Annotated in this window: 11 protein-coding genes; all 11 read right to left on the reverse strand. The window is 73.8% G+C overall.

The annotated features are described in order from the left end of the window. Positions 1 to 59 precede the first annotated feature (59 nt). Positions 60 to 4,814: a type I polyketide synthase gene (locus AB5L52_RS01995; protein WP_369362393.1), complete on the reverse strand. Its 4,755-nt coding sequence runs from the start codon at positions 4,812 to 4,814 to the stop codon at positions 60 to 62. Continuing rightward, positions 4,814 to 10,246 (reverse strand): SDR family NAD(P)-dependent oxidoreductase, encoded by a 5,433-nt coding sequence (locus AB5L52_RS02000; protein WP_369362394.1) that lies wholly within the window; start codon positions 10,244 to 10,246, stop codon positions 4,814 to 4,816. The genes AB5L52_RS01995 and AB5L52_RS02000 overlap by 1 nt, the downstream gene beginning before the upstream one ends. 302 nt (positions 10,247 to 10,548) lie before the next feature. Further along, the gene (locus AB5L52_RS02005; protein ID WP_369362396.1) at positions 10,549 to 11,799 is read right to left on the reverse strand and encodes an RNA polymerase sigma factor; all 1,251 of its coding nucleotides are present in this window, start codon (positions 11,797 to 11,799) and stop codon (positions 10,549 to 10,551) included. Then, complete coding sequence (locus AB5L52_RS02010; RefSeq protein ID WP_351572681.1) at positions 11,786 to 12,148, reverse strand: YciI family protein; 363 nt, start codon at positions 12,146 to 12,148, stop codon at positions 11,786 to 11,788. Before AB5L52_RS02010 ends, AB5L52_RS02005 begins: the two co-directional genes overlap by 14 nt. A 245-nt stretch (positions 12,149 to 12,393) precedes the next feature. Beyond that, positions 12,394 to 12,816, reverse strand: coding sequence for an SRPBCC family protein (locus tag AB5L52_RS02015; RefSeq protein WP_369362398.1), 423 nt, complete (start codon positions 12,814 to 12,816; stop codon positions 12,394 to 12,396). A gap of 12 nt (positions 12,817 to 12,828) precedes the next feature. Then, on the reverse strand, positions 12,829 to 13,281 hold the full coding sequence (locus AB5L52_RS02020) for a MarR family winged helix-turn-helix transcriptional regulator (protein WP_369362399.1): 453 nt from the start codon (positions 13,279 to 13,281) through the stop codon (positions 12,829 to 12,831). Positions 13,282 to 13,312: 31 nt separating this feature from the next. Further along, positions 13,313 to 14,578, reverse strand: a complete 1,266-nt coding sequence (locus tag AB5L52_RS02025) for an FAD-dependent oxidoreductase (protein ID WP_369362401.1) — start codon at positions 14,576 to 14,578, stop codon at positions 13,313 to 13,315. 57 nt (positions 14,579 to 14,635) lie between these two features. Then, the gene (locus AB5L52_RS02030; protein ID WP_369362402.1) at positions 14,636 to 15,772 is read right to left on the reverse strand and encodes an XdhC family protein; all 1,137 of its coding nucleotides are present in this window, start codon (positions 15,770 to 15,772) and stop codon (positions 14,636 to 14,638) included. Then, complete coding sequence (locus AB5L52_RS02035; protein ID WP_369362403.1) at positions 15,765 to 17,903, reverse strand: xanthine dehydrogenase family protein molybdopterin-binding subunit; 2,139 nt, start codon at positions 17,901 to 17,903, stop codon at positions 15,765 to 15,767. Before AB5L52_RS02035 ends, AB5L52_RS02030 begins: the two co-directional genes overlap by 8 nt. After that, positions 17,900 to 18,892: a xanthine dehydrogenase family protein subunit M gene (locus AB5L52_RS02040; protein ID WP_369362405.1), complete on the reverse strand. Its 993-nt coding sequence runs from the start codon at positions 18,890 to 18,892 to the stop codon at positions 17,900 to 17,902. Before AB5L52_RS02040 ends, AB5L52_RS02035 begins: the two co-directional genes overlap by 4 nt. Beyond that, positions 18,889 to 19,473 carry a 2Fe-2S iron-sulfur cluster-binding protein gene (locus AB5L52_RS02045; RefSeq protein ID WP_351033007.1) on the reverse strand — a complete coding sequence of 195 codons (585 nt, stop codon included), beginning with the start codon at positions 19,471 to 19,473 and terminating at the stop codon, positions 18,889 to 18,891. The genes AB5L52_RS02040 and AB5L52_RS02045 overlap by 4 nt, the downstream gene beginning before the upstream one ends. Positions 19,474 to 19,674: the final 201 nt, after the last annotated feature.

Genomic DNA, 19,674 nt, shown 5'->3' on the forward strand with positions numbered 1-19,674 from the left:
CCGGGGTGTCGTGGGAGGGCAGCCTCACGGGTGGGCCCGTGCGGCGCGGGAGGCTCGGGTCACGCCGAGCCGAGTTCGCTGTCGATGAAGGCGAAGACGTCGTCGGCGGAGGCGTCCTCCAGCCGTCCGGCGACGGTGTCGGCGTCCTGGCCGAGGGTCTTGTTCAGGTCGTTCAGCAACGACTGCAGGCGGGTGGTGATCCGGCCCTGCTCGATGTCCTCGGCGGTGAGGTCGCCGAGCCGGGCCGCGACCCGGTCGAGTTCGGCGACGACCGAGTCCACGGAGGTGTCGGCGCCCGCGAGTTCGGTGCCCAGGTACTTGGCGAGGGCGGCGGGGGTGGCGTAGTCGAAGATGAGCGTGGCCGGCAGCGGCACCCCGGCGGCGCTGCTGATCCGGTTGCGCAGGTCGACGGAGGTGAGCGAGTCGAAGCCGAGGTCGCGGAAGGCGGTGGTCGGCTCGACGGCGCCGGCACTGCCGTAGCCGAGGACCGTGGCCGCCTGCCCGCACACCAACTCCTGCAGGGCGCGCTCGCGTTCGCCGCCGGTGAGACCGGCGAGCTTCTCGGCGAAGCCGTCGACCGCGCCCGCCTCGGCGCCGCCGCCCGTGCCGCGCCGGACCTCGGGCAGCGCGGACAGCAGGGCGCTGGGCCGGCTGGACGTGAACGCGGGCGCGAACACGGACCAGTCGACGTCGGCGACGGTGACCGTGGTGTCGCCCCCGTCCAGGGCCCGGCCGAGCGCGGTGAGGGCGCGCTCGGGGTCGAGGAGGGACATGCCCATCGCGCGGGCGGCCGAGCGCACGGTGCCGTGGGCGGCCATGCCGTCACCGCCCCACGGTCCCCAGGCCACCGAGGTGCCGGGCAGTCCGGCCGCGCGCCGGTGCTCGGCGAGGGCGTCGAGGCAGGCGTTGGCCGCGGCGTAGTTGGCCTGTCCGGCACCGCCGACGGTGGCGGTCAGCGAGGAGAACAGCACGAATGCCGACAGGTCACGGTCCGCGGTGAGTTCGTGCAGATGGCGGGCGGAGTCGGCCTTGGCGGCGAGGACGCCGGCGAACCGGTCGGGGGTGAGCGCGTCCAGGACCCCGTCGTCGAGGACCCCGGCCAGGTGCATGACGGCGGTCAGGGGGTGTTCCTCGGGTATGGAGTCCAGTAGCGCGGCCAGCGCCTCGCGGTCGGCGACGTCGCAGGCGGCGAGGGTCACCTCTGCGCCGGTGCCGGTGAGTTCGGCGACGAGTTCGCCGGCGCCGGGCGCGTCCAGGCCGCGGCGGGACGTCAGCAGCAGGTGTGCGGCGCCCTCGGCGGCGAGCCACCGAACGACGGCCGTACCGACCGCGCCCGTCGCCCCGGTGACCAGGACCGTGCCGGACGGCTTCCAGGGGGCGCCGGCGCGGGCCGGGGCGTGCTCCAGGCGTCGGCCATAGGCGCCGGATTCGCGGATGACGACCTGGTCCTCGCCGCCGGCGTCGCCGAGCAGCGCGGCCAGCCGGGCGACGGTCTGCGGGCCGAGCTCGGCGGGCAGGTCGATCAGGCCGCCCCACCGGTCGGGGTGCTCCAGGGCGGCGACCCGGCCGAGACCCCACACCTGTGCCTGGGCGAAGCCGGTGACCTCGGCGGCCGAGCCGTGGGCGACGGCGTCACGGGTGACGCACCAGAGCGGTGCGGTGTTCTCGGCGTCCCCAAGTGCCTGGACGAGGGCGGCAGTCGAGGTGAGTTCGGTGACCGGCGCCAGCAAGGACAGGACACCGTCGACGCCGCTGTGGCCGGTGAGCATTCCGGCCAGTCCGGCGCGGTCGGACGTGTCCGGCACCGTGAGGGTGTCGATCGTGAGACCCCGGTCGGCGAGCCCGGTCAGGACAGCGGTCGCCCAGGGGTCGTCGGCGGCGGGGACGACGGCCAGCCAGTGGCCGCCGAGCGCCGGGGTCGCGGCGGGGGCCAGCGGCTCCCAGGTGACGCGATAACGCCAGCCGTCGGCGGCGGCGTTGGCCTGCCGCTGCTCGTGCCAGGCCGCGAGGGCCGGGACGACGGCGGCGACGGACGTCTCGTCGGCGACGCCGAGGGTGGCGGCGACGGCGGTCACGTCCTGGTCCCGGACCAGCTCCCAGAACGGGTCGGCCGCGTCACCGCCCGCGCGGGCCGCCGCGGAGCGCTCGGCCTGCAGGATGGGCGCGTCCTCCCAGTGCCGGTCACGACGGAACGGATAGGTGGGCAGGTCGACCCTGCGGCCCCCGGCGAACACCACCGTCCAGTCGGGCCCGGTACCGGTCAGCTGCAGCCGGCTGACGGCGTCGACGAGGGCGGTGTCCTCGTCCCGGTCGCGGCGCTGGGTGCCGATGACGTCGGGCACCACGTCCTGCGCCATGTTGGTGAGGACCGAGTCGGGGCCGACCTCCAGGAAGCGGGTGGCGCCCTCGGCGGCGAGGGTGGTGACGCCGTCGTGGAAGCGGACGGCCTCGCGGACGTGCCGTACCCAGTAGTCGGGGGAGGTCAGCTCGTCGGCCATGCGCCCGGTGACGTTGGAGACGACCGGCAGGGCGGGCTCGTGGAAGGTGAGGCCGGCCAGCACCTCGCGGAACGCCTCCAGCATGGGGTCCATGCGGTGGGAGTGGAAGGCGTGCGAGACCTTCAGCCGGGTGGTCTTCTCCACCTTCGCGGCGACGGCGAGTACGGCCTCCTCGTCACCCGAGATCACCACCGCGCGGGAGCCGTTGACGGCCGCGATGTCGACGCCGTCGGTGAGCAGCGGGGTCACCTCGGCCTCGGCGGCCAGCAGGGACACCATCGCGCCGCCCACGGGCAGTTCCTGCATCAGCCGGCCGCGGGCGGCGACCAGGGCGACCGCGTCCGCCAGCTCCAGGACACCGGCGACGTGCGCGGCGACGACCTCGCCAATGGAGTGCCCGGCGAGCAGGTCGGGGCGGATGCCCCAGTGCTCCAACAGCCGGTACAGGGCGGTCTCGAAGGTGAACAGGGCCGCCTGCGTGTAGACGGTCTGGTTCAGCGGGGACGCGGCAGGGTCGGTGGCCTCCTCGAACATCACCTCGCGCAGCGGGCGGTCCAGGTGGGCGTCGAAGGCGGCGCAGATCTCGTCGAAGGCGGCGGCGAACACCGGGAACGCGGCGTGCAGGGTACGGCCCATGCCGGGCCGCTGGGAGCCCTGGCCGGAGAACAGGACACCGAGCCGGCCGGGTTCGGGCGTCACCACGGCCGGCCGGCTGCCGTCGGCGACGGCACGCAGCCCGGCCAGCAGCTCGTCCCGGTCGCGGCCGGTGACCGCGGCCCGGTGGGTGAACAGGGCGCGCGTGGTGGCCAGCGAGAACCCGACGTCGTACGGGTCGAGGTCACCGGCGGCTGACAGCAGCCGCTCCGCCTGCCGCTGGACGGCGTCGGAGCCCTTGCCGGACAGCACCCACGGGACGACGGGCAGCGCGGCACGCTTTGGAGCGGGCTGCTCGGCCTCGACGGCCGGTGCCTCCTCCAGGATGGTGTGCGCGTTGGTGCCGGAGATGCCGAAGGACGACACGCCGGCGCGACGGGGGCGGCCCTCGGGGGTGTCCCACGGCTGGGGTTCGGTGAGCAGCTGGATGTCGCCCGCGCTCCAGTCGACGGCGGTGCTGGGCTTCTCGACGTGCAGGGTGCGCGGCAGGGTGCCGTGGCGCATCGCCATGACCATCTTGATGACGGCGCCGACACCGGCCGCGGCCTGCGGGTGGCCCATGTTGGACTTGATGGAGCCGAGCCGGATCGGCTGGTTCTCCGGCCGGTCCTGCCCGTAGGCGGCGATGACGGCCTGGGCCTCGATGGGGTCGCCGAGGGTGGTGCCGGTGCCGTGTGCCTCGACCGCGTCGATGTGGTGCGGGGCGAGCCGGGCGTCGGCGAGGGCCTGCTGGATGACGCGGATCTGGGCGGGGCCGCTGGGCGCGGTCAGGCCGTTGGAGGCGCCGTCCTGGTTGACGGCGGAGCCGCGGACGACGGCGAGTACCTCGTGGCCGTTGCGCAGGGCGTCGGACAGCCGCTCCACGAGCACCATGCCGGCGCCCTCGGCCCAGGCGGCGCCCGCGGCGTCGTCGGAGAAGGAGTGGCAGCGGCCGTCGGGGGACAGCGCGCGGCGCTCGCTGAACTCGATGAACATCTCGGGGCTGGCCATGACGGCGGCGCCGCCCGCGAGGGCCAGCGAGCACTCCCCCTTGCGCAGCGACTGGATCGCCGAGTGCAGTGCCACCAGGGAGGAGGAGCAGGCGGTGTCCATGGTGACCGCGGGGCCCTCCAGGCCGAGGGTGTAGGCGATACGGCCGGAGACGATGCTGCCGGAGATGGTGCCGCCGATGTAGTCGTGGTGCATCAGGCCGACGAAGACACCGGTCGGGGTGCCCTTGACCGTGTGGGGGTCGATGCCGGCGCGCTCGAAGGCCTCCCAGGTGACCTCCAGCAGCAGCCGCTGCTGCGGGTCGGTGCCGGGTGCGTCCTTGGGACTGATGCCGAAGAACGCGGGGTCGCACTCGGCGGCGTCGTGCAGGAAGCCGCCGTGGCGGACATAGGACTTGCCGGGGGCGCCGGGCTCGGGATCGTAGATCGCCTCGACGTCCCAGCCGCGGTCGGTGGGGAACTCGGTGACGACATCGATGCCCTCGTCGACGATGCGCCACAGGTCTTCGGGGGTGCGCACGCCGCCGGGGTAGCGGCAGCCCATGCCGATGATGGCGACGGGCTCGCGGTCCTGCTCCTCCAGCTCCCGTACGCGGCGGCGGCTGCGCTCCAGCTCGGTCGTGGCCCGCTTGAGGTAGTCGCGGAGCTTGCCGGCCGTGGCCGAGTCTTCCATCACTGGGCTCCCAGTTCGTTGTCGAGCTTGGCGAAGAGTTCTTCGTCGCTGGCTTCCCGGAGGTCCGCCGGCGCCTCGGGCGCGGGATGACGTCCGTGGGTGTCCTGCCAGCTGCGCAGCAGCGCTTCGAGGCGCGCGGTGATGCGGGCGTGGCTGCCGTCCTGGTCGGGCAGGTCGTGCAGGGCGGTTTCGAGGCGGTCCAGTTCGGTCAGCGCGGACCGGGTGAGGTCGGCCGGTCCGGGCACGAGTGCGCTCTTGAGGTGGGCGGCGAGGGTGAGGGGGGTGGGCTGGTCGAAGACGAGCGTCGCCGGCAGGGTGAGGCCGGTGGCGCGCGCGAGGAGGTTGCGCAGTTCGACGGCGGCGAGCGAGTCGAAGCCCATCTCCTGGAAGGCGCGCCCCGGGGCGACCGACTCCGGCGAGGGGTGCCCGAGGACGCCGGCGACATGCGTGCGGACCAACTCCAGCAGGGCGCGGTCCCGTTCGGAGTCGGCCAGCGGCGCCAGCCGGTCCCGCCAGGATTCGGCGGGCGCGCCCGCAACGGGCTCGGCGCCACGCCGCCGGACAGGGCGCACCAGGCCGCGCAGCAGCGCGGGTACACCGTCCGGCCGGGCGCGCACCGCGGCGGCGTCCAGCCGTACGGGCACCATGACCGCGTCCTCGCCGCCGAGTCCGGCGTCGAAGGTGCGCAGCCCCTGGGCCGGGGTCAGCGGCGGCAGGCCGAGGCGGCGGAGCCGTTCCAGGTCGGCGGCGTCGATGGCGGCGCTCATGCCGCCGGAGCCGGACCACAGGCCGTAGGCGAGGGAGACGGCGGGCATACCGCGCCCGCGGCGATGCGCGGCGAGGCCGTCGAGGAAGGTGTTCGCGGCGGCGTAGTTGGCCTGCCCGCCGCCGACCAGCAGACCGGCGGTGGAGGACAGCAGGACGAAGGCCGACAGGTCCTTCTCGCGGGTCAGTTCATGAAGGTTCCAGGCAGCGTCCACCTTGGGCCGCAGCACCCGGTCGACCTTGCCCGCGTCGAGGGTGGCCAGCACACCGTTGTCGACCACACCGGCGGCGTGTACGACAGCCCGTACGTCGTGTTCGGTGAGCAGCGCGGCGAGGTCGGCGCGGTCGGCGGCATCGCACCGGGCGAGGATCGCCTCGGCGCCCAACTCACCCAATTCTGCGCGCAGTTCGACGGCTCCGGGGGCATCCGCGCCGCGTCGACCGGCCAGCAGCAGGCGCCGTACGCCGTGCTCGGAGACCAGGTGACGGGCGATCAGGGCGCCGAGGCCGCCGGTGCCGCCGGTGATCAGCACGGTGCCGTCCGGATCCCAGGCGAGCGGGCCGCCGGCCTTGGCGCGGGCCAGCCGTGGCACCCGTACCTCGCCGTCCCGCACCGCGACCTCCGGTTCGTCGCAGACGAGGGCCGTGGCGAGGGCGGGGCCCGGAGCGGCGCTGCCGTCACTGTCGACCAGCAGGAACCGGCCGGGGTTCTCGGCCTGGGCCGCGCGGACGAGTCCGTACAGCGGAGCGTGGGTGAGGTCGCCGGTGCGGAGCAGCACGGTGAGCCGACGGTCGGCACAGCGCTCGTCGTCCAGCCAGGTGCGCAGGGTGTCCAGGACGGCGTTCACCCGGTCCCGCACGAGGGCGGGCAGATCCGCTACGGCGTCGGGCGCGGTCGGTACGGCCAGGACCACCAGCTCGGGCACCGGGCCGGCGGAGGTGAGGGCGGTCAGGTCGGGGTGCTGGGGCGCGTCGAGACCGGCGCCGGCGCGACCCGCGCCGTCCAGGTCTGCGTCACCGAGCCCGCACACGGCCAGGGCGGGCAGGCCGGCGGCGGCCGGGCCGGGTGCCGGGACGAGGTCGACGCGGTAGAGCGGGTCGTCGCCGTCTCCGGCGAGCTGCTCGGCGGAGACGGGGCGGGCCACGAGGCTGCGCACGGTCGCGACGGGCGCTCCGGTGGCGTCGGCGAGGGCAAGGGTCACGGCGTCGGAGCCGGACGGGGCGAGGTGGAGGCGCAGGGTGTCGGTGCCCGCCGCGTGCAGGGTCACACCGCCCCAGGCGAACGGCAGCACGGCCTGGCCGCCGGGGAGGTCGAGCAGGTTGACGTGCAGGACGGCGTCCAGGAGGGCCGGGTGCACACCGAACGCGGCGGCGGTGGCGCGGGCGCTCTCGGGCAGGGCCGCCTCGGCGAACACCTCGTCCCCGCGGCGCCACATGGCGCGCAGGCCCTGGAAGACCTCGCCGTAGCCGTAGCCGGTGCCGGCCAGGCCGGGGTACAGACCGTCCAGATCGACGGGTTCGGCGTCCGCGGGCGGCCAGGCGGTGAGGTCGGCCGGGTACGCCGCGTCGGCCGGTGCGCAGGTGAGGACACCGGAGGCGTTGCGGGTCCACGGGGCGTCAGGGGTGTCGGCGCGGCGGGACCAGACGGTCAGCTCCCGGCGCCCGTCCCGTTCCCCGCCGACGGCGACCTGTACGGCCAGTGCGCCCTGCTCGGGCAGGATCAGCGGGGCGTGCAGAGTGAGTTCGTCGACGGTGTCACAGCCGGTGCGCTCCGCCGCTTGCAGGGCCATCTCGACGAAGCCGGTGCCGGGCAGCAGCACGGTTCCGTGTACGGCGTGGTCGGCCAGCCAGGGGTGGGAGGCGAGGGAGAGCCGGCCGGTGAGGACCGCTCCCCCGGTGTCGGGCAGGTCGGTCGCGGCGGTCAGCAGCGGATGGCCGGTGGCGCTCTGTCCGAGACCGCCGGCGTCGCCGCTGCCGCCGCCGGTGGCCTCCAGCCAGAGGCGTTCGCGCTGGAAGGCGTAGGTGGGGAGCTCGGTGTGCCGGGCGTCGTACGGGGCGAAGAACTTCGCCCAGTCCACGGCGGTGCCGGCCGCGTGCAGCCGGACCACGGCGGTGACCAGGTCGCGTTCCTCGTCGCCGTCCCGGCGCAGCCCGGCGACCGTCACGCTGTCCTCGGGCACGCAGTCCACGGCCAGGGCGGTGAGGGCCGCGTCCGGGCCGACTTCGAGGAACGTCCGTACGCCCAGCTCGTGCAGGGCGGTGACGGCGTCGGCGAAGCGTACTGCCTCGCGGGCGTGGCGCACCCAGTACTCGGGCCTGGACAGTTCGGCCGGGTCGGTGAGGGCGCCGGTGAGGGCGGAGACGACCGGGATCTTCGGCGGCTCGAAGGAGCACGTGGCGGCGGCCTCGGCGAAGTCGGCCAGCATCGGCTCCATCAGCGGCGAGTGGAAGGCGTGCGAGACCTTCAGCCGCTTGCTCTTCCCGAAGCGCGCGGCGAGGGCGTCGACGGCGTCTTCGGCGCCCGAAATCACCAGCGACTGGGGGCCGTTGACGGCGGCGAGGCCGACCCGGTCGTCCAAGAACGGTGCGACCTCGTCCTCGGTGGCGCGCAGCGCGGCCATGGCGCCGCCCGCGGGGAGGGCCGCCATCAGGGTGCCGCGCGCGAGGACGAGCTGGACGGCGTCCGGCAGGGAGAGCACGCCGGCGACATGGGCGGCGGCCAGTTCGCCGACGGAGTGACCGGCGAGGTAGTCGGGGGTCACGCCCCAGGACTCCAGGAGGCGGTACAGGGCCACTTCGTTGGCGAAAAGGGCGATCTGCGCGTAGTCGGTACGGGTCAGCAGGTCGCCGTCGGTGTCCATCACCTCGGCGAGTGACCGTTCCAGGTTCCGGTCGGCGAGGGCGCACACCGCGTCGAAGGCCTCCGCGTACACCGGGAAGGCCCGGTGCAGGGACCGGCCCATGCCGACCCGCTGCGCTCCCTGACCGGTGAACAGGAAGGCGGTCCTGCCGCCGACCGGGGTGAGCGGGGTCGCGGCGGCGAGCTGGGCGAGCAGGTCGGCGGTGTCCCGGCCGACGGCGACGGCTCGGTGCTCGAACCGGCCGCGGGTGGTGGCCAGCGACAGACCGAGGTCCGCGGGGCGGGTGCCGGGGTGCGCGGCGAGGTGGTCGCGCAGGCGCGCGATCTGCCCGGCGAGGGCCTGAGGGCTGCGCCCGCTGACGATCCAGGGGATGCAACCCCCTTCCCGTGGGGCCGGGTTGTCCCCGTCCTCGGCCGAAACCGGCTCGCCGGGGGCCTGTTCCAGAACGACGTGCGCGTTGGTGCCGCTGATGCCGAAGGAGGAGACGGCGGCGCGGCGGGGCCGGCCGGCATCGGGCCACGGGCGCCGCTCCAGGGCCAGTTCGACGGCGCCCGCGCTCCAGTCCACCTGGTCGGTGGGGGCATCGACATGGAGCGTCGGCGGAACCTCGCCGTGCCGCATGGCCAGCACCATCTTGATGACCCCGGCGACGCCCGCGGCGGCCTGGGTGTGTCCGAGGTTGGACTTGACCGAGCCCAGCAGCAGCGGCTCCTCGCGGTCCTGGCCGTAGGTGGCGAGCAGGGCCTGGGCCTCGATCGGGTCGCCGAGGGAGGTGCCGGTGCCGTGCGCCTCGACCACGTCGACGTCGACGGGCGTGAGCCCGGCACCGGCCAGCGCCTGGCGGATGACCCGCTGCTGGGAGGGGCCGTTGGGCGCGGTCAGCCGGCTGCTGGCGCCGTCGGAGTTGACCGCGCTGCCGCGGATGACGGCGAGCACCGGATGGCCGTTGCGCCGGGCGTCGGCGAGCCGTTCCAGCAGCAGCATGCCGGCGCCCTCGCCCCAGCCGGTGCCGTCGGCCGCGGCGGCGAACGCCTTGCAGCGGCCGTCCGCCGCGAGCCCGCGCTGTCGGCTGAAGTCGATGAACGTCTCCGGTGTGGACATCACGGTGACACCGCCGGCCAGGGCGAGCGAGCACTCCCCCGACTGCAGCGCCCGCACCGCCCAGTGCAGGGCGACCAGTGAGGACGAGCAGGCGGTGTCGACGGTGACCACCGGGCCTTCGAGGCCGAAGGTGTAGGCGACGCGGCCGGAGGCGATGCTGGCGGCGCTTCCGTTGGCGAGGTAGCCGTCGAGGTCGTCGGGAACCGAGGTGAGACGGGTGGCGTAGTCGTTGTACATCACGCCGGCGAACACGCCGGTGCGGCTGCCGCGCAGCGAGGCCGGGACGATACCGGCCCGCTCGAAGGCCTCGTGGGACGTCTCCAGCAGCAGCCGCTGCTGCGGGTCCATGGCCAGGGCCTCGCGGGGGCTGATGCCGAAGAAGTCGTAGTCGAAGTCCGCGGCGTCGTGCAGGAATCCGCCGGTGCGGGCGTAGGTCCTGCCGGCGGTGTCCGGGTCGGGGTCGTACAGGGCCTCCACGTCCCAGCCGCGGTCGGCCGGGAAGCCGGACACCGCGTCGGTCCCCGAGGCGACCAGGTCCCACAACTCCTCGGGGGTGGTGACGCCGCCCGGGTACCGGCAGCCGATGCCGACGACGGCGACCGGGCCGTGGGCGCGTTGCTCGTTCTCGCGCAGCCGTCGCCGCGCCTCCCGCAGGTCGGCGGTCGTCCGCCTGAGATAGTCGAGCAGTTGCTCTTCGTTTGTCACCAGCGCGCCATCCGATCGAGATCGAAGTGAGGGCCTCGGCCGTGCGGATCGCCTCCGGACGGTTTCCGGTCCGCTTCTCCTCCGCAGTCGGAGGCTAGGCAGGGGGTACCGACGCAAGACACCCCTACAGCCCCCAGGGGCCCCGACAGCGGTTAAGGGGTCCTGGGGGACGCACACCTTCCGGCACCGCCAGGTCAGTGGAAGCGGCGGTGGGGGCGGTAGCGGTGGACGCTCGGGTGGAGGCAGCGCCGGTGGAGGTGGCGAGTGGGCCGGTCGCGTCACCGGAGCGGTGGACGCTGTGCTCAGCCGGTGTCGTCGCTGCCGCGCAGGCGGGCGGTGAGCAGGGAGCGCTCGGCGGGGTTGGCGGTGAGGCGGAGGGCCTCCCGGTCGGCCTCGGCAGCCTCCGTGTCGCGGCCGAGATCGCGCAGGAGCGCGGCGCGGGTGGCGTGGAAGAGGTGGTAGCGACCGAGGCGGTCCGTGAGGGCGTCGACCTGGGCCAGCGCGGCGGCCGGGCCGTCGGTGTGGCTGATCACGACGGCACGGTTCAGGCGTACCACCGGTGAGGGGTCGGCGGCCAGCAACATGTCGTAGAGCCGGAGGAGTTGGGGCCAGTCCGTCGCCTTCCAGCTGGGTGCCTCGCAGTGCACGGCGGCGATGGCGGCCTCGATCTGGTACGGGCCGGTGCGGCCGAGCACGGCGGCCCGCTCGATGAGCGCGGTGGCGCTGCGGATGCGCTGTGCGTCCCAGCGGGTACGGTCCTGGTCGGCGAGCGGGACGAGCCGCCCGTCGGCGTCGAGGCGGGCGGGCCAGCGGGCCGCGTACAGGCGGATCAGCGCCAGCAGACCGAGTGGCTCCGGCTCCTGGGGCAGGGCGCCGGCCAGCAGCGCGGCGAGCCATTCCGCGTCGTCGACCAGTTCGCGCCGCACTCCGAGGTCTCCCCCGGTGGTGAAGCAGCCCTCGTTGAAGACGAGGTACACCACCCGCATGACCTGGGGCAGCCGTTCGGCGCGCTCTTCTGGCTCGGGTGCGCGGTAGGGGATGCCGGCGGCGTGGATCTTCTGTTTGGCCCGGGTCACCCGCTTGGCGAGGGTGGGTTCGGGCACCATGAACGCCCGCGCGACCTCGGCGGTGGTCAGACCGACCACGGCGCGCAGGGTGAGCGCGACCTGGGCGTCGGGGTCCAGGGCCGGATGGCAGCAGGTGAAGATCAGCCGCAGGCGGTCGTCGGGCTCACGCTCGGCCGAGTCGGGCAGGGCCTCGATGCGGGCCGCGAGCTGCGGGAGCCGGTCCTGGAAGCGGGCCTCTCGGCGGATGCGGTCCAGGGCCTTGTTGCGGGCGCAGGTCAGCAGCCAGGCTCCGGGGCGCCGGGGCGGGCCGGTGCTCGGCCAGCGGCACAGCGCCTCCACGACGGCCTCGCCGACCATCTCCTCGGCCAGGTCGAAGTCGCCCAGGAGGCGGACCAGGCTGGCGGTCAGCCGGCCCGCCTCCTCGCGGAAGACCCGCTCGATCAGTGACCTGGTGGCCTGGGCGCCGACCGGGTCAGCGCTCGACAATCGGACGCACCTCCACCTTGCCATCGGGCACCGGGAAGCTCGCCGCCAGCGCCAGGGCGGCGTCCAGGTCCGGTACGTCGACGATCGCGTAGCCGCCGATGGCCTCCTTGGCCTCCAGCAGCGGGCGGTCGATCATGCTGGCTCGGCCCTCCTCGACCACCACCGTCGTCGCGGTCTCGGGTTCGCGCAGCTGGTTGGCTTCGACGATCGTCCCGTCCGCGCGGTGCTTGGTGAACCATTCCACGATCCCGCCGAACACCTCCGCGCGCTCCTGCTCGGAGCCCTCCTCCTGCCAGGCGCCGCGGGTCAGCAGCAGTACGTACTTCATGGTGTCCTCCTTGGCCGTCATGGTTGTCTACCTTCACGACGAACGGGCCGGCCCCGAAAGGACAGCGGACACCCGGTCATCGGATTCACTCCGTAGGCATACCGTCGGGCGGGCCGGGCGCCGCGGCCATCTGGCGCCGGATGAGTCCGGGTGGCCTCGGACTGGTGATGCTCGCCGAGATGATGCCGCACGGCGGCGTGCGGCACTCCGCCACGGCAGCGGCCTCTCCCTGGCCAGGCTGTTGGACTGCACGCAGGCCAGGCACGTCACGCTGTGACGTCCGCCGGGCCGGCCTCGAGGATCTTCTTGAGGGTGGCGAGTTCGGTGTCGACCAGGTCGGTCTGCTGCTTGAACTCGGCGTCGTCGAGCGACGGCGGCTGATGGAAGGTGATCATGAATTCGGCGCCGTCGCCGTTGGGGACCACGCGGGCCGGCACGCGCCACGCGGCGGTGTCGTCGACGTAGTCGTGATCGAGGATGCCGGACTCGGCATCGGCCCGCAGGCGCAGCCTGGCCGGGCCGAGCGGGGTGGACATGCGCCACCAGTCGGGGTCGTCGGTGGGCTCGATGGAGCGGACGTTGACCACGGCCCACCTGGGCCAGTTCGCGGGATCGGCGAGGAAGGCGAAGACCTGTTCGCTCGGGCGGTCGATGCCGATGGTCTTGGTGACGGAGTGACTGATGCTCATCGTGCGCTTCTCTCAGGGGTTGTCGGGCGGCGCCGTGGGGTGGGCGGCGCCCACCAGTCGCCGGATCCACTGCTCCAGCTGCCGGCGCTGAGCGGCGTCGAGCGAGCCGAAGTAGTGGTGGTCGTTGCGGTCGGCCAGCTCGGCCAGCACCGGTACGAGGGCCTGTCCCTGATCGGTCAGGACGAGCCGGACCGTGCGCCGGGAGGCGGGGTCCGGCTCGCGGCCGATGAGGCCCTTGGCCATGAGGCGGTCGACCAGGCGGGATACGGCTCCCGGGTCGATGTCCATGTGCGCGGCCACGGCCTTGGTGGTGTCGTGGCCGTGGAACACGCTGACCATCACGCCCCACTGGGAGACGGTGACGTCATGCCGGGCGAGTTCGGTCTCGAACCGGCTGTGCACCTCGTCGGACAGGCGACGGAGCCAGTAGCCGAGGTGGTCGTGGAGTCCGCTCGTGTTGGTCACACGTCCAGCATCGTTGTCACGACAACTCTTGTCAAGGCAATCGTGTGTCGGTGCGCTGCGCCCGGGGCCGGACCGCCGCGGCGGGTGGGCGTTCCCTGAGGGCGCCGTAGCCGATGAAGTACGCGGGGATCCGGCGGATCCAGCGCGACTCCGCGAGCAGCCGCCCCACGCGCCGGGCCCGGCCGGCGCTCCCGAGGGGCGGCCGGCCCTGCAGGACGGGCGCGATGAAGCGGGCGTGGGCCGTCCGCTGGAGAGCCTGGGTGGCGACAGTGGTGGGCAGGCGGCGGCGCTGCACCCGGCGTACGTCGCGCAGGCCCACGGTTCCCCGGCGCAGTGGCCCGGTGAGATAGCGGGCGGCGGCCACGGCGTCCTGTACCGCGAGGTTGATGCCGATGCCGAAGACCGGGGACATCGCGTGCGCGGCGTCGCCGATGCACAGCAGACCGGGCCGGTGCCAGCGGCGCAGCCGGTCCAGGCGTACGTCGAGCAGCTTGACCTCGTCCCAGGAGCGCAGGGCGTGCACGCGGTCGGCCATCCAGGGGGCGGCGGCCGCGAACTCGGCCAGGAAGCGGTCGAGTCCGGCGGCGCGGCGCTCGGTGTTCGTACCCTTGGGGATGAGTCCGGCGCACTGCCAGTAGTCGCCGCGGTCGATCATCGCGGTCAGGAAGCGGTCACCGGCGGCGCCGACGAGCCCCTGCGGGTCGTCCTGCCGGCGCGGCAGCCGGAACCACCACGCGTCCATCGGGCAGGTGAAGCCGTGCAGTCCCAGTTCCGGCCGGGCCCGGGCCAGTGAGCCGCGGCCGTCGCAGGCGACGGTGAGGAGGGCGCGCAGCTCGCCGGTGCGGCCGTCGGAGGTGCGGTAGCGCACCCCGGTCACCCTCCCGGACTCGATCAGGAAACCGGTGGCCTCCGTGTTCATCCGCAGATGGAAGGCCGGCTCGCGCCCCGCCTCGTCCGCGAGGAGGTCCAGCAGGTCCCACTGGGGCACCATCGCGACGTAGTTGTAGGGACCGGGCAGCACGGAGAGGTCTCCGACCGTGACCGTCGAGCGGCCGGGTCCGACCGGCAGCCGGACGGTGCGTACCCGGCGCTGCGGCAGCCGGGCGAAGCGCTCGGCCAGGCCGAGGTCGTCCAGCAGTGCCAGGGTGGAGGGATGGACGGTGTCGCCGCGGAAGTCGCGCAGGAAGTCGCCGTGCTTCTCCAGCACCGTCACGTCGACGCCGGAGCGGGCCAGCAGCAGGGCGAGCACCATCCCCGCGGGGCCGCCTCCCACGACACAGCACGTGGTCTGTTCCATGGCAGTCCTGCCCTTCACAAGAGCAGTAATTCATCGGTCGATGAATATGCTACCCCTTCAGGCGGCCGCCGACCTCCCTTGTGCCGGGGTGTCCCGGTGAATCGGCGCGTTCGAACCGGTCAGGGGGACGCCCGTGCCGCCCCGCCGCGCGGCGACGATCTCCGCCGCGATCGACAGGGCGGTCTCCTCCGGTGTCCGGGCGCCCAGGTCGAGGCCGATCGGCGAGCGCAGCCGGGCCAGTTCCGCATCGGTCACGCCTTCCGACCGCAGCCGGCGCTCGCGGTCCTCGTGGGTGCGGCGCGAGCCCATCGCCCCGATGAACGCCGCCGGCCTGCGCAGCGCCGCCTTCAGCAGGGGTACGTCGAACTTCGCGTCGTGGGTGAGCACGCACAGGACCGTTCGGGCGTCGGTCCCGGTGCGCCGCAGGTAGCGGTGCGGCCAGTCGACGACGACCTCGTCGGCGTCCGGGAAGCGGCCCCGTGTGGCGAACACCGGGCGGGCGTCGCAGACGGTCACGTGGTAGCCGAGGAACTTCCCGGCCCGGGCCAGCGCCGACGCGAAGTCGATCGCACCGAACACGATCATGCGCGGGGGCGGCACGTTCGACTCGACCAGCAGGGTGACACCGCCGGGGCAGTGCGAACCGTCCGCCGAGACGTCCACCGTGCCGGTGCGGCCCGCCTCCAGCAGGGCGCGGGCCTCGGCCGCCGCCGTCCGGTCCAGGTCCGGGTGGCCGCCGAGACCACCCTCGTACGTGCCGTCGGGCCGCACCAGCAGGGCGCGCCCGAGGAGTTCGGCCGGGCCGCGGGCGACCCGGACGAGGGCCGTCGGCTCATTCCGGGCGGCGGCCGAGAGCGCCGCCGCCAGGGCCGCGGCAGGCTCTGCGGCCACGGGCGTGATCAGCACCTCGATGGTCCCGCCGCAGGTCAGCCCCACGGCGAAGGCGTCCTCGTCGCTGTAGCCGAACCGTTCGAGCAGGCTCTCTCCGGTCCGCAGCGCCTCCAGGCACAGGTCGTACACCGCGCCCTCCACGCAGCCGCCGGAGACCGAGCCGATGACGGTGCCCGCGCTGTCGACGGCGAGGGCGGCGCCGGGACCGCGCGGGGCGCTGCCGCCGACCGCCACCACGGTCGCGACGGCGAACTCCCGGCCCTCCTCGATCCAGCGCCGCAACTCCTCGGCCAGGTCAAGCATCCGGAGCTCCCGCGGCGGCCGACAGGACGCGGTCCGGCCGGATCGGCAGGCTGCGGTGGCGTACGCCGGTCGCGTGCCAGACCGCATTGGCGAGGGCGGCCGCTGCGCCGACGATGCCGATCTCGCCGATGCCCTTGATCCCGACCGGGTCGCTCGGGTCGGTGTCCTCGATCCAGTCGGCCTCGATCCCGGGCACATCGGCGTGTGTCGCCACGTGGTAGCCCGCGAGGTCGGCGCCGACATGCCCGCCCGAGGCGCGGTCCCGGACGGCCTCCTCGTGCAGCGCCATGGAGATGCCCCAGATCATGCCGCCGAGGAACTGCCCGCGTGCGGTGAGGGGGTTGACGATCCGGCCCGCCGCGAAGATGCCGAGCATGCGGCGCACCCGTACCTCGCCGGTGGTGACGTCCACGGCGACCTCGGCGAACTGGGCGCCGAAGGAGTGCCGTTCGGCGGGGGTCAGGGCGCCGATGGCCGCGGCGGTGTCGGACCGTACCGTGATGCCCTCGAGCGGGATGCCGGCACCGAGCGCCAGCCGTTCCAGCAGTTCTCCGGCCGCGGCCCTGACGGCCCAGGACCAGGAGCGGGTGCCCATGGAACCGCCGGCGATCATCGCCGGTCCGAAGTCGCTGTCGCCGATGCGCACATGGACACGTTCCGGCGGCACCTGGAGTGCGTCCGCGGCGACCAGGGTGAGTGCGGTGCGGGCCCCGGTGCCGATGTCGGCCGCGGAGATCCGGACGGTGAAGGTGCCGTCCGGGTGCGCGGTCGCGGTCGCGGTGGACGGTACGGCGCCGGACGGGAAGGAGGCCGCCGCGGTACCCGTACCGAGCAGCCAGCGGCCGTCCCGGCGCACTCCGGGGCGCGGGTCGCGGTCCGCCCAGCCGAACCTGCGGGCACCCTCCCGGAAGCAGGCGGCCAGATTGCGGCCGGCGAACGGCAGGCCGGAGACCGGCCCCTTGTCGGGTTCGTTGCGCAGACGCAGCTCGATGGGGTCGAGCCCGCACTTCTCGGCCAGTTCGTCGAGCGCCACTTCGAGCGCGAACGACCCCGGCGCCTCGCCCGGAGCGCGCATGAACGTCGGGGTCGGCACGTCCAGCCGTACGACACGGTTGGCGGTGTGGTGGGCCCCGGCGTCGTACATCACCCGAGCCACCCCGGCGCTCGGTTCGATGAACTCGTACACCGTGGAGGTCAGGCTCAGCGAGCGGTGCTCCAGTGCGCGCAGCCGTCCGTCGGCGTCGGCGCCGAGGCGCACGCGCTGGGTGGTGGGGCTGCGGTAGCCGGCCAGCGAGAACATCTGACGCCGGGTCAGGACGACGCGTACCGGCCGTTGCAGCAAGGTCGCGGCCATCACGGCGGCCACCTGGTGGGCGCGTACGCCCTTGCTGCCGAAGCCGCCGCCGACGTGTTCGGAGCGCACACGGACGGCGGCCGGGTCGAGCGAGAAGAGGTTGGCGAGTTCACCGACGACCCAGGTGGCGCCCTGGTTGGAGTCGATCAGTTCCAGTCGGCCGCCCTCCCAACGGGCGGTCGCCGCATGGGGCTCCATCGGGTTGTGGTGCTCTTCGGGGGTGGTGTACTCGGCGTCCACGACGACGGCCGAGGAGGCCAGTGCGGCGTCGAGGTCGCCCTTCTCCGTCACCGCCGGCATATGGCCGTCCACCGGGTAGGCGTCCGGGTGCTCGCCGTCGAACTCGACGTCGTGAGGCTCCTGTTCGTAGTGCACTACGAGCGCCTCGGCGGCTTCCCTGGCCTGCTCGGACGTCTCGGCCACGACCAGCGCCACCGGCCAGCCCAGGTGGGGCACCCGGTCGTGCTGGAAGACGGCGATGGTCGGATCCGGGCGCATGCCCATCAGGCCGGTGTAGTCGGTCTCGACGCGTGGGGCGTTGCGGTGGTCCAGGACGGCGAGGACGCCCGGCATGGCCAGGACGGCCTCGCTGTCGAGGGTACGGATGCGGCCGCGGGCGACCGTGGACAGCACGAGCCAGCCGTACGCGAGGTCGGCGAACGGCACCTCCCCGGCGTAGCGGGCCGCTCCGGTGACCTTGTCCCGCCCCTCGATGCGGGTGTGCGCGGTGCCGACGGAGGACGTCCGTACAGGTGCTCCGGTGATGGCGGTGGTCATCGTGCGGCCTCCTCGGCGAGTTCGGACAGGACGGCCACCACGAGGTTGCGGATGAGGTCCACTTTGTAGCCGTTGTGCGGCAGCGGTCGGGCCGCCGCCAGCTCGGCGTCCGCCGCGGCGGCATAGGTGTCGGCGTCCGCCGGCGCCCCGACCAGGACCCGTTCGGCCGCGGCGGCCCGCCAGGGACGGGAGGCGACGGCGCCGAAGGCCAGCCGTGCATCGCGGACGACGCCGTCACGGACGTCGAGCGCGGCGGCGAGGGAGCCGAGGGCGAACGCGTACGACGCGCGCTCGCGGACCTTGCGGTAGCGGGAGCGGGCGGCCACCGGGACGGGCGGCAGCGTGACACCGGTGATCAGCGCACCCGCCGGCAGCGCGGTCTCGCGGTGCGGGGTGTCCTCGACGGGCAGATAGAAGTCGGCCAGCGCCAACTCCCCTGGCCCGTCCGCCGTTTCGAAGTGTACGACGGCGTCGAAAGCGGTGAGGGCGACGCCCATGTCCGAGGGGTGTACGGCCACACAGCTGTCGGACGCGCCCAGGATGGCGTGGTTGTGGTGTTCGCCCGTGATGGCGGGGCAACCGCTGCCGGGCTCCCGCTTGTTGCAGGGTCGGGTGACGTCGGTGAAGTAGCCGCAGCGGGTGCGCTGCAGCAGATTCCCGCCGACCGTGGCCATGTTGCGCAGCTGCCCGGACGCGCCGGCCAGCACCGCCTGCGCGAGCGCCGGGTAGCGGCGCCGGACCTCGGGATGGGCCGCCAGGTCGCCGTTGGTGACGGTGGCCCCGATGCGCAGGCCGCCCTCGGGCGTCGACTCGATCTCGCCGAGCGGGAGTTCACGGATGTCGACGAGCCGGGCGGGCCGCTCGACGCCGGACTTCATGAGGTCGACGAGGTTGGTGCCGCCGCCGAGGAAACGGGTGTCCGGATCGGCGCCGAGCAGGGCGACGGCGCCGGCCACGTCGGACGCCCGCTGATAGTCGAACTCCCTCATGCCACGGCCTCCTTCTTCTCACCCACGAGGCCGTCGACGCGCTCCTGGTCCACACAGACTTCCGCCGCGCGCGCCACCGCCTCGACGATCGAGACATACGCGCCGCAGCGGCACAGATTGCCGCTCATCCGCTCTCGGATCTCCTCGGCGGTCAGGGCGGGCGGCCCCGCCTCGGGGCGGACGTCCTCGGTGACGGCGCTCGGCCAGCCCGCCGCGTGCTCCTCGATCACTCCGATCGCGGAGCAGATCTGTCCCGGAGTGCAGTAGCCGCACTGGTAGCCGTCCAGATCGAGGAAGGCCTGCTGCACGGGGTGCAGCCGGTCACCGTCGGCCACGCCCTCGATGGTGGTGATCTCGCGGCCCTCGGCCGCCACGGCCAGCTGCAGACAGGCAACCGACCGGCGCCCGTCCACCAGGACCGTGCATGCCCCGCATTGCCCCTGGTCACAGCCCTTTTTGGTACCGGTGAGATCGAGGCGCTCACGCAGAGCGTCGAGCAGGGTGGTGCGGTGGTCGACGGGCAGTGTGTACTTCTCGCCGTTGATCTGCAAAGTGATGACACTGGACGTCGATGAGGCCATGAGTAGCTTCTTTCGCATTGCCAGGACAGACAGGAAGGGTTCGGCGGCCCGGGGCCGGGCTGCGCGGAGCGTGTGTCGTGCGGGTCCGTGCCACTCGGTGAAGCGCATGTGCGGGATGCCGGGGCCGAAAGAGGTGGCATCTGCGGGCTGCCGTAGGGTCGCGTCCACAGCTATCGTGGACGTAACCGGACAGCTGTCCGC

It is taken from the genome of Streptomyces sp. CG4, assembly GCF_041080655.1.
Lineage (GTDB): Bacteria > Actinomycetota > Actinomycetes > Streptomycetales > Streptomycetaceae > Streptomyces.

Coding starts and splice junctions, on each gene's coding strand:
- AB5L52_RS02010 (WP_351572681.1), bottom strand. CDS start 12,148: ATGACGGCCAAGGAGGACACCATGAAGTACGTACTGCTGCTGACCCGC.
- AB5L52_RS02025 (WP_369362401.1), bottom strand. CDS start 14,578: ATGGAACAGACCACGTGCTGTGTCGTGGGAGGCGGCCCCGCGGGGATG.
- AB5L52_RS02030 (WP_369362402.1), bottom strand. CDS start 15,772: ATGCTTGACCTGGCCGAGGAGTTGCGGCGCTGGATCGAGGAGGGCCGG.
- AB5L52_RS02015 (WP_369362398.1), bottom strand. CDS start 12,816: ATGAGCATCAGTCACTCCGTCACCAAGACCATCGGCATCGACCGCCCG.
- AB5L52_RS01995 (WP_369362393.1), bottom strand. CDS start 4,814: ATGGAAGACTCGGCCACGGCCGGCAAGCTCCGCGACTACCTCAAGCGG.
- AB5L52_RS02045 (WP_351033007.1), bottom strand. CDS start 19,473: ATGGCCTCATCGACGTCCAGTGTCATCACTTTGCAGATCAACGGCGAG.
- AB5L52_RS02035 (WP_369362403.1), bottom strand. CDS start 17,903: ATGACCACCGCCATCACCGGAGCACCTGTACGGACGTCCTCCGTCGGC.
- AB5L52_RS02040 (WP_369362405.1), bottom strand. CDS start 18,892: ATGAGGGAGTTCGACTATCAGCGGGCGTCCGACGTGGCCGGCGCCGTC.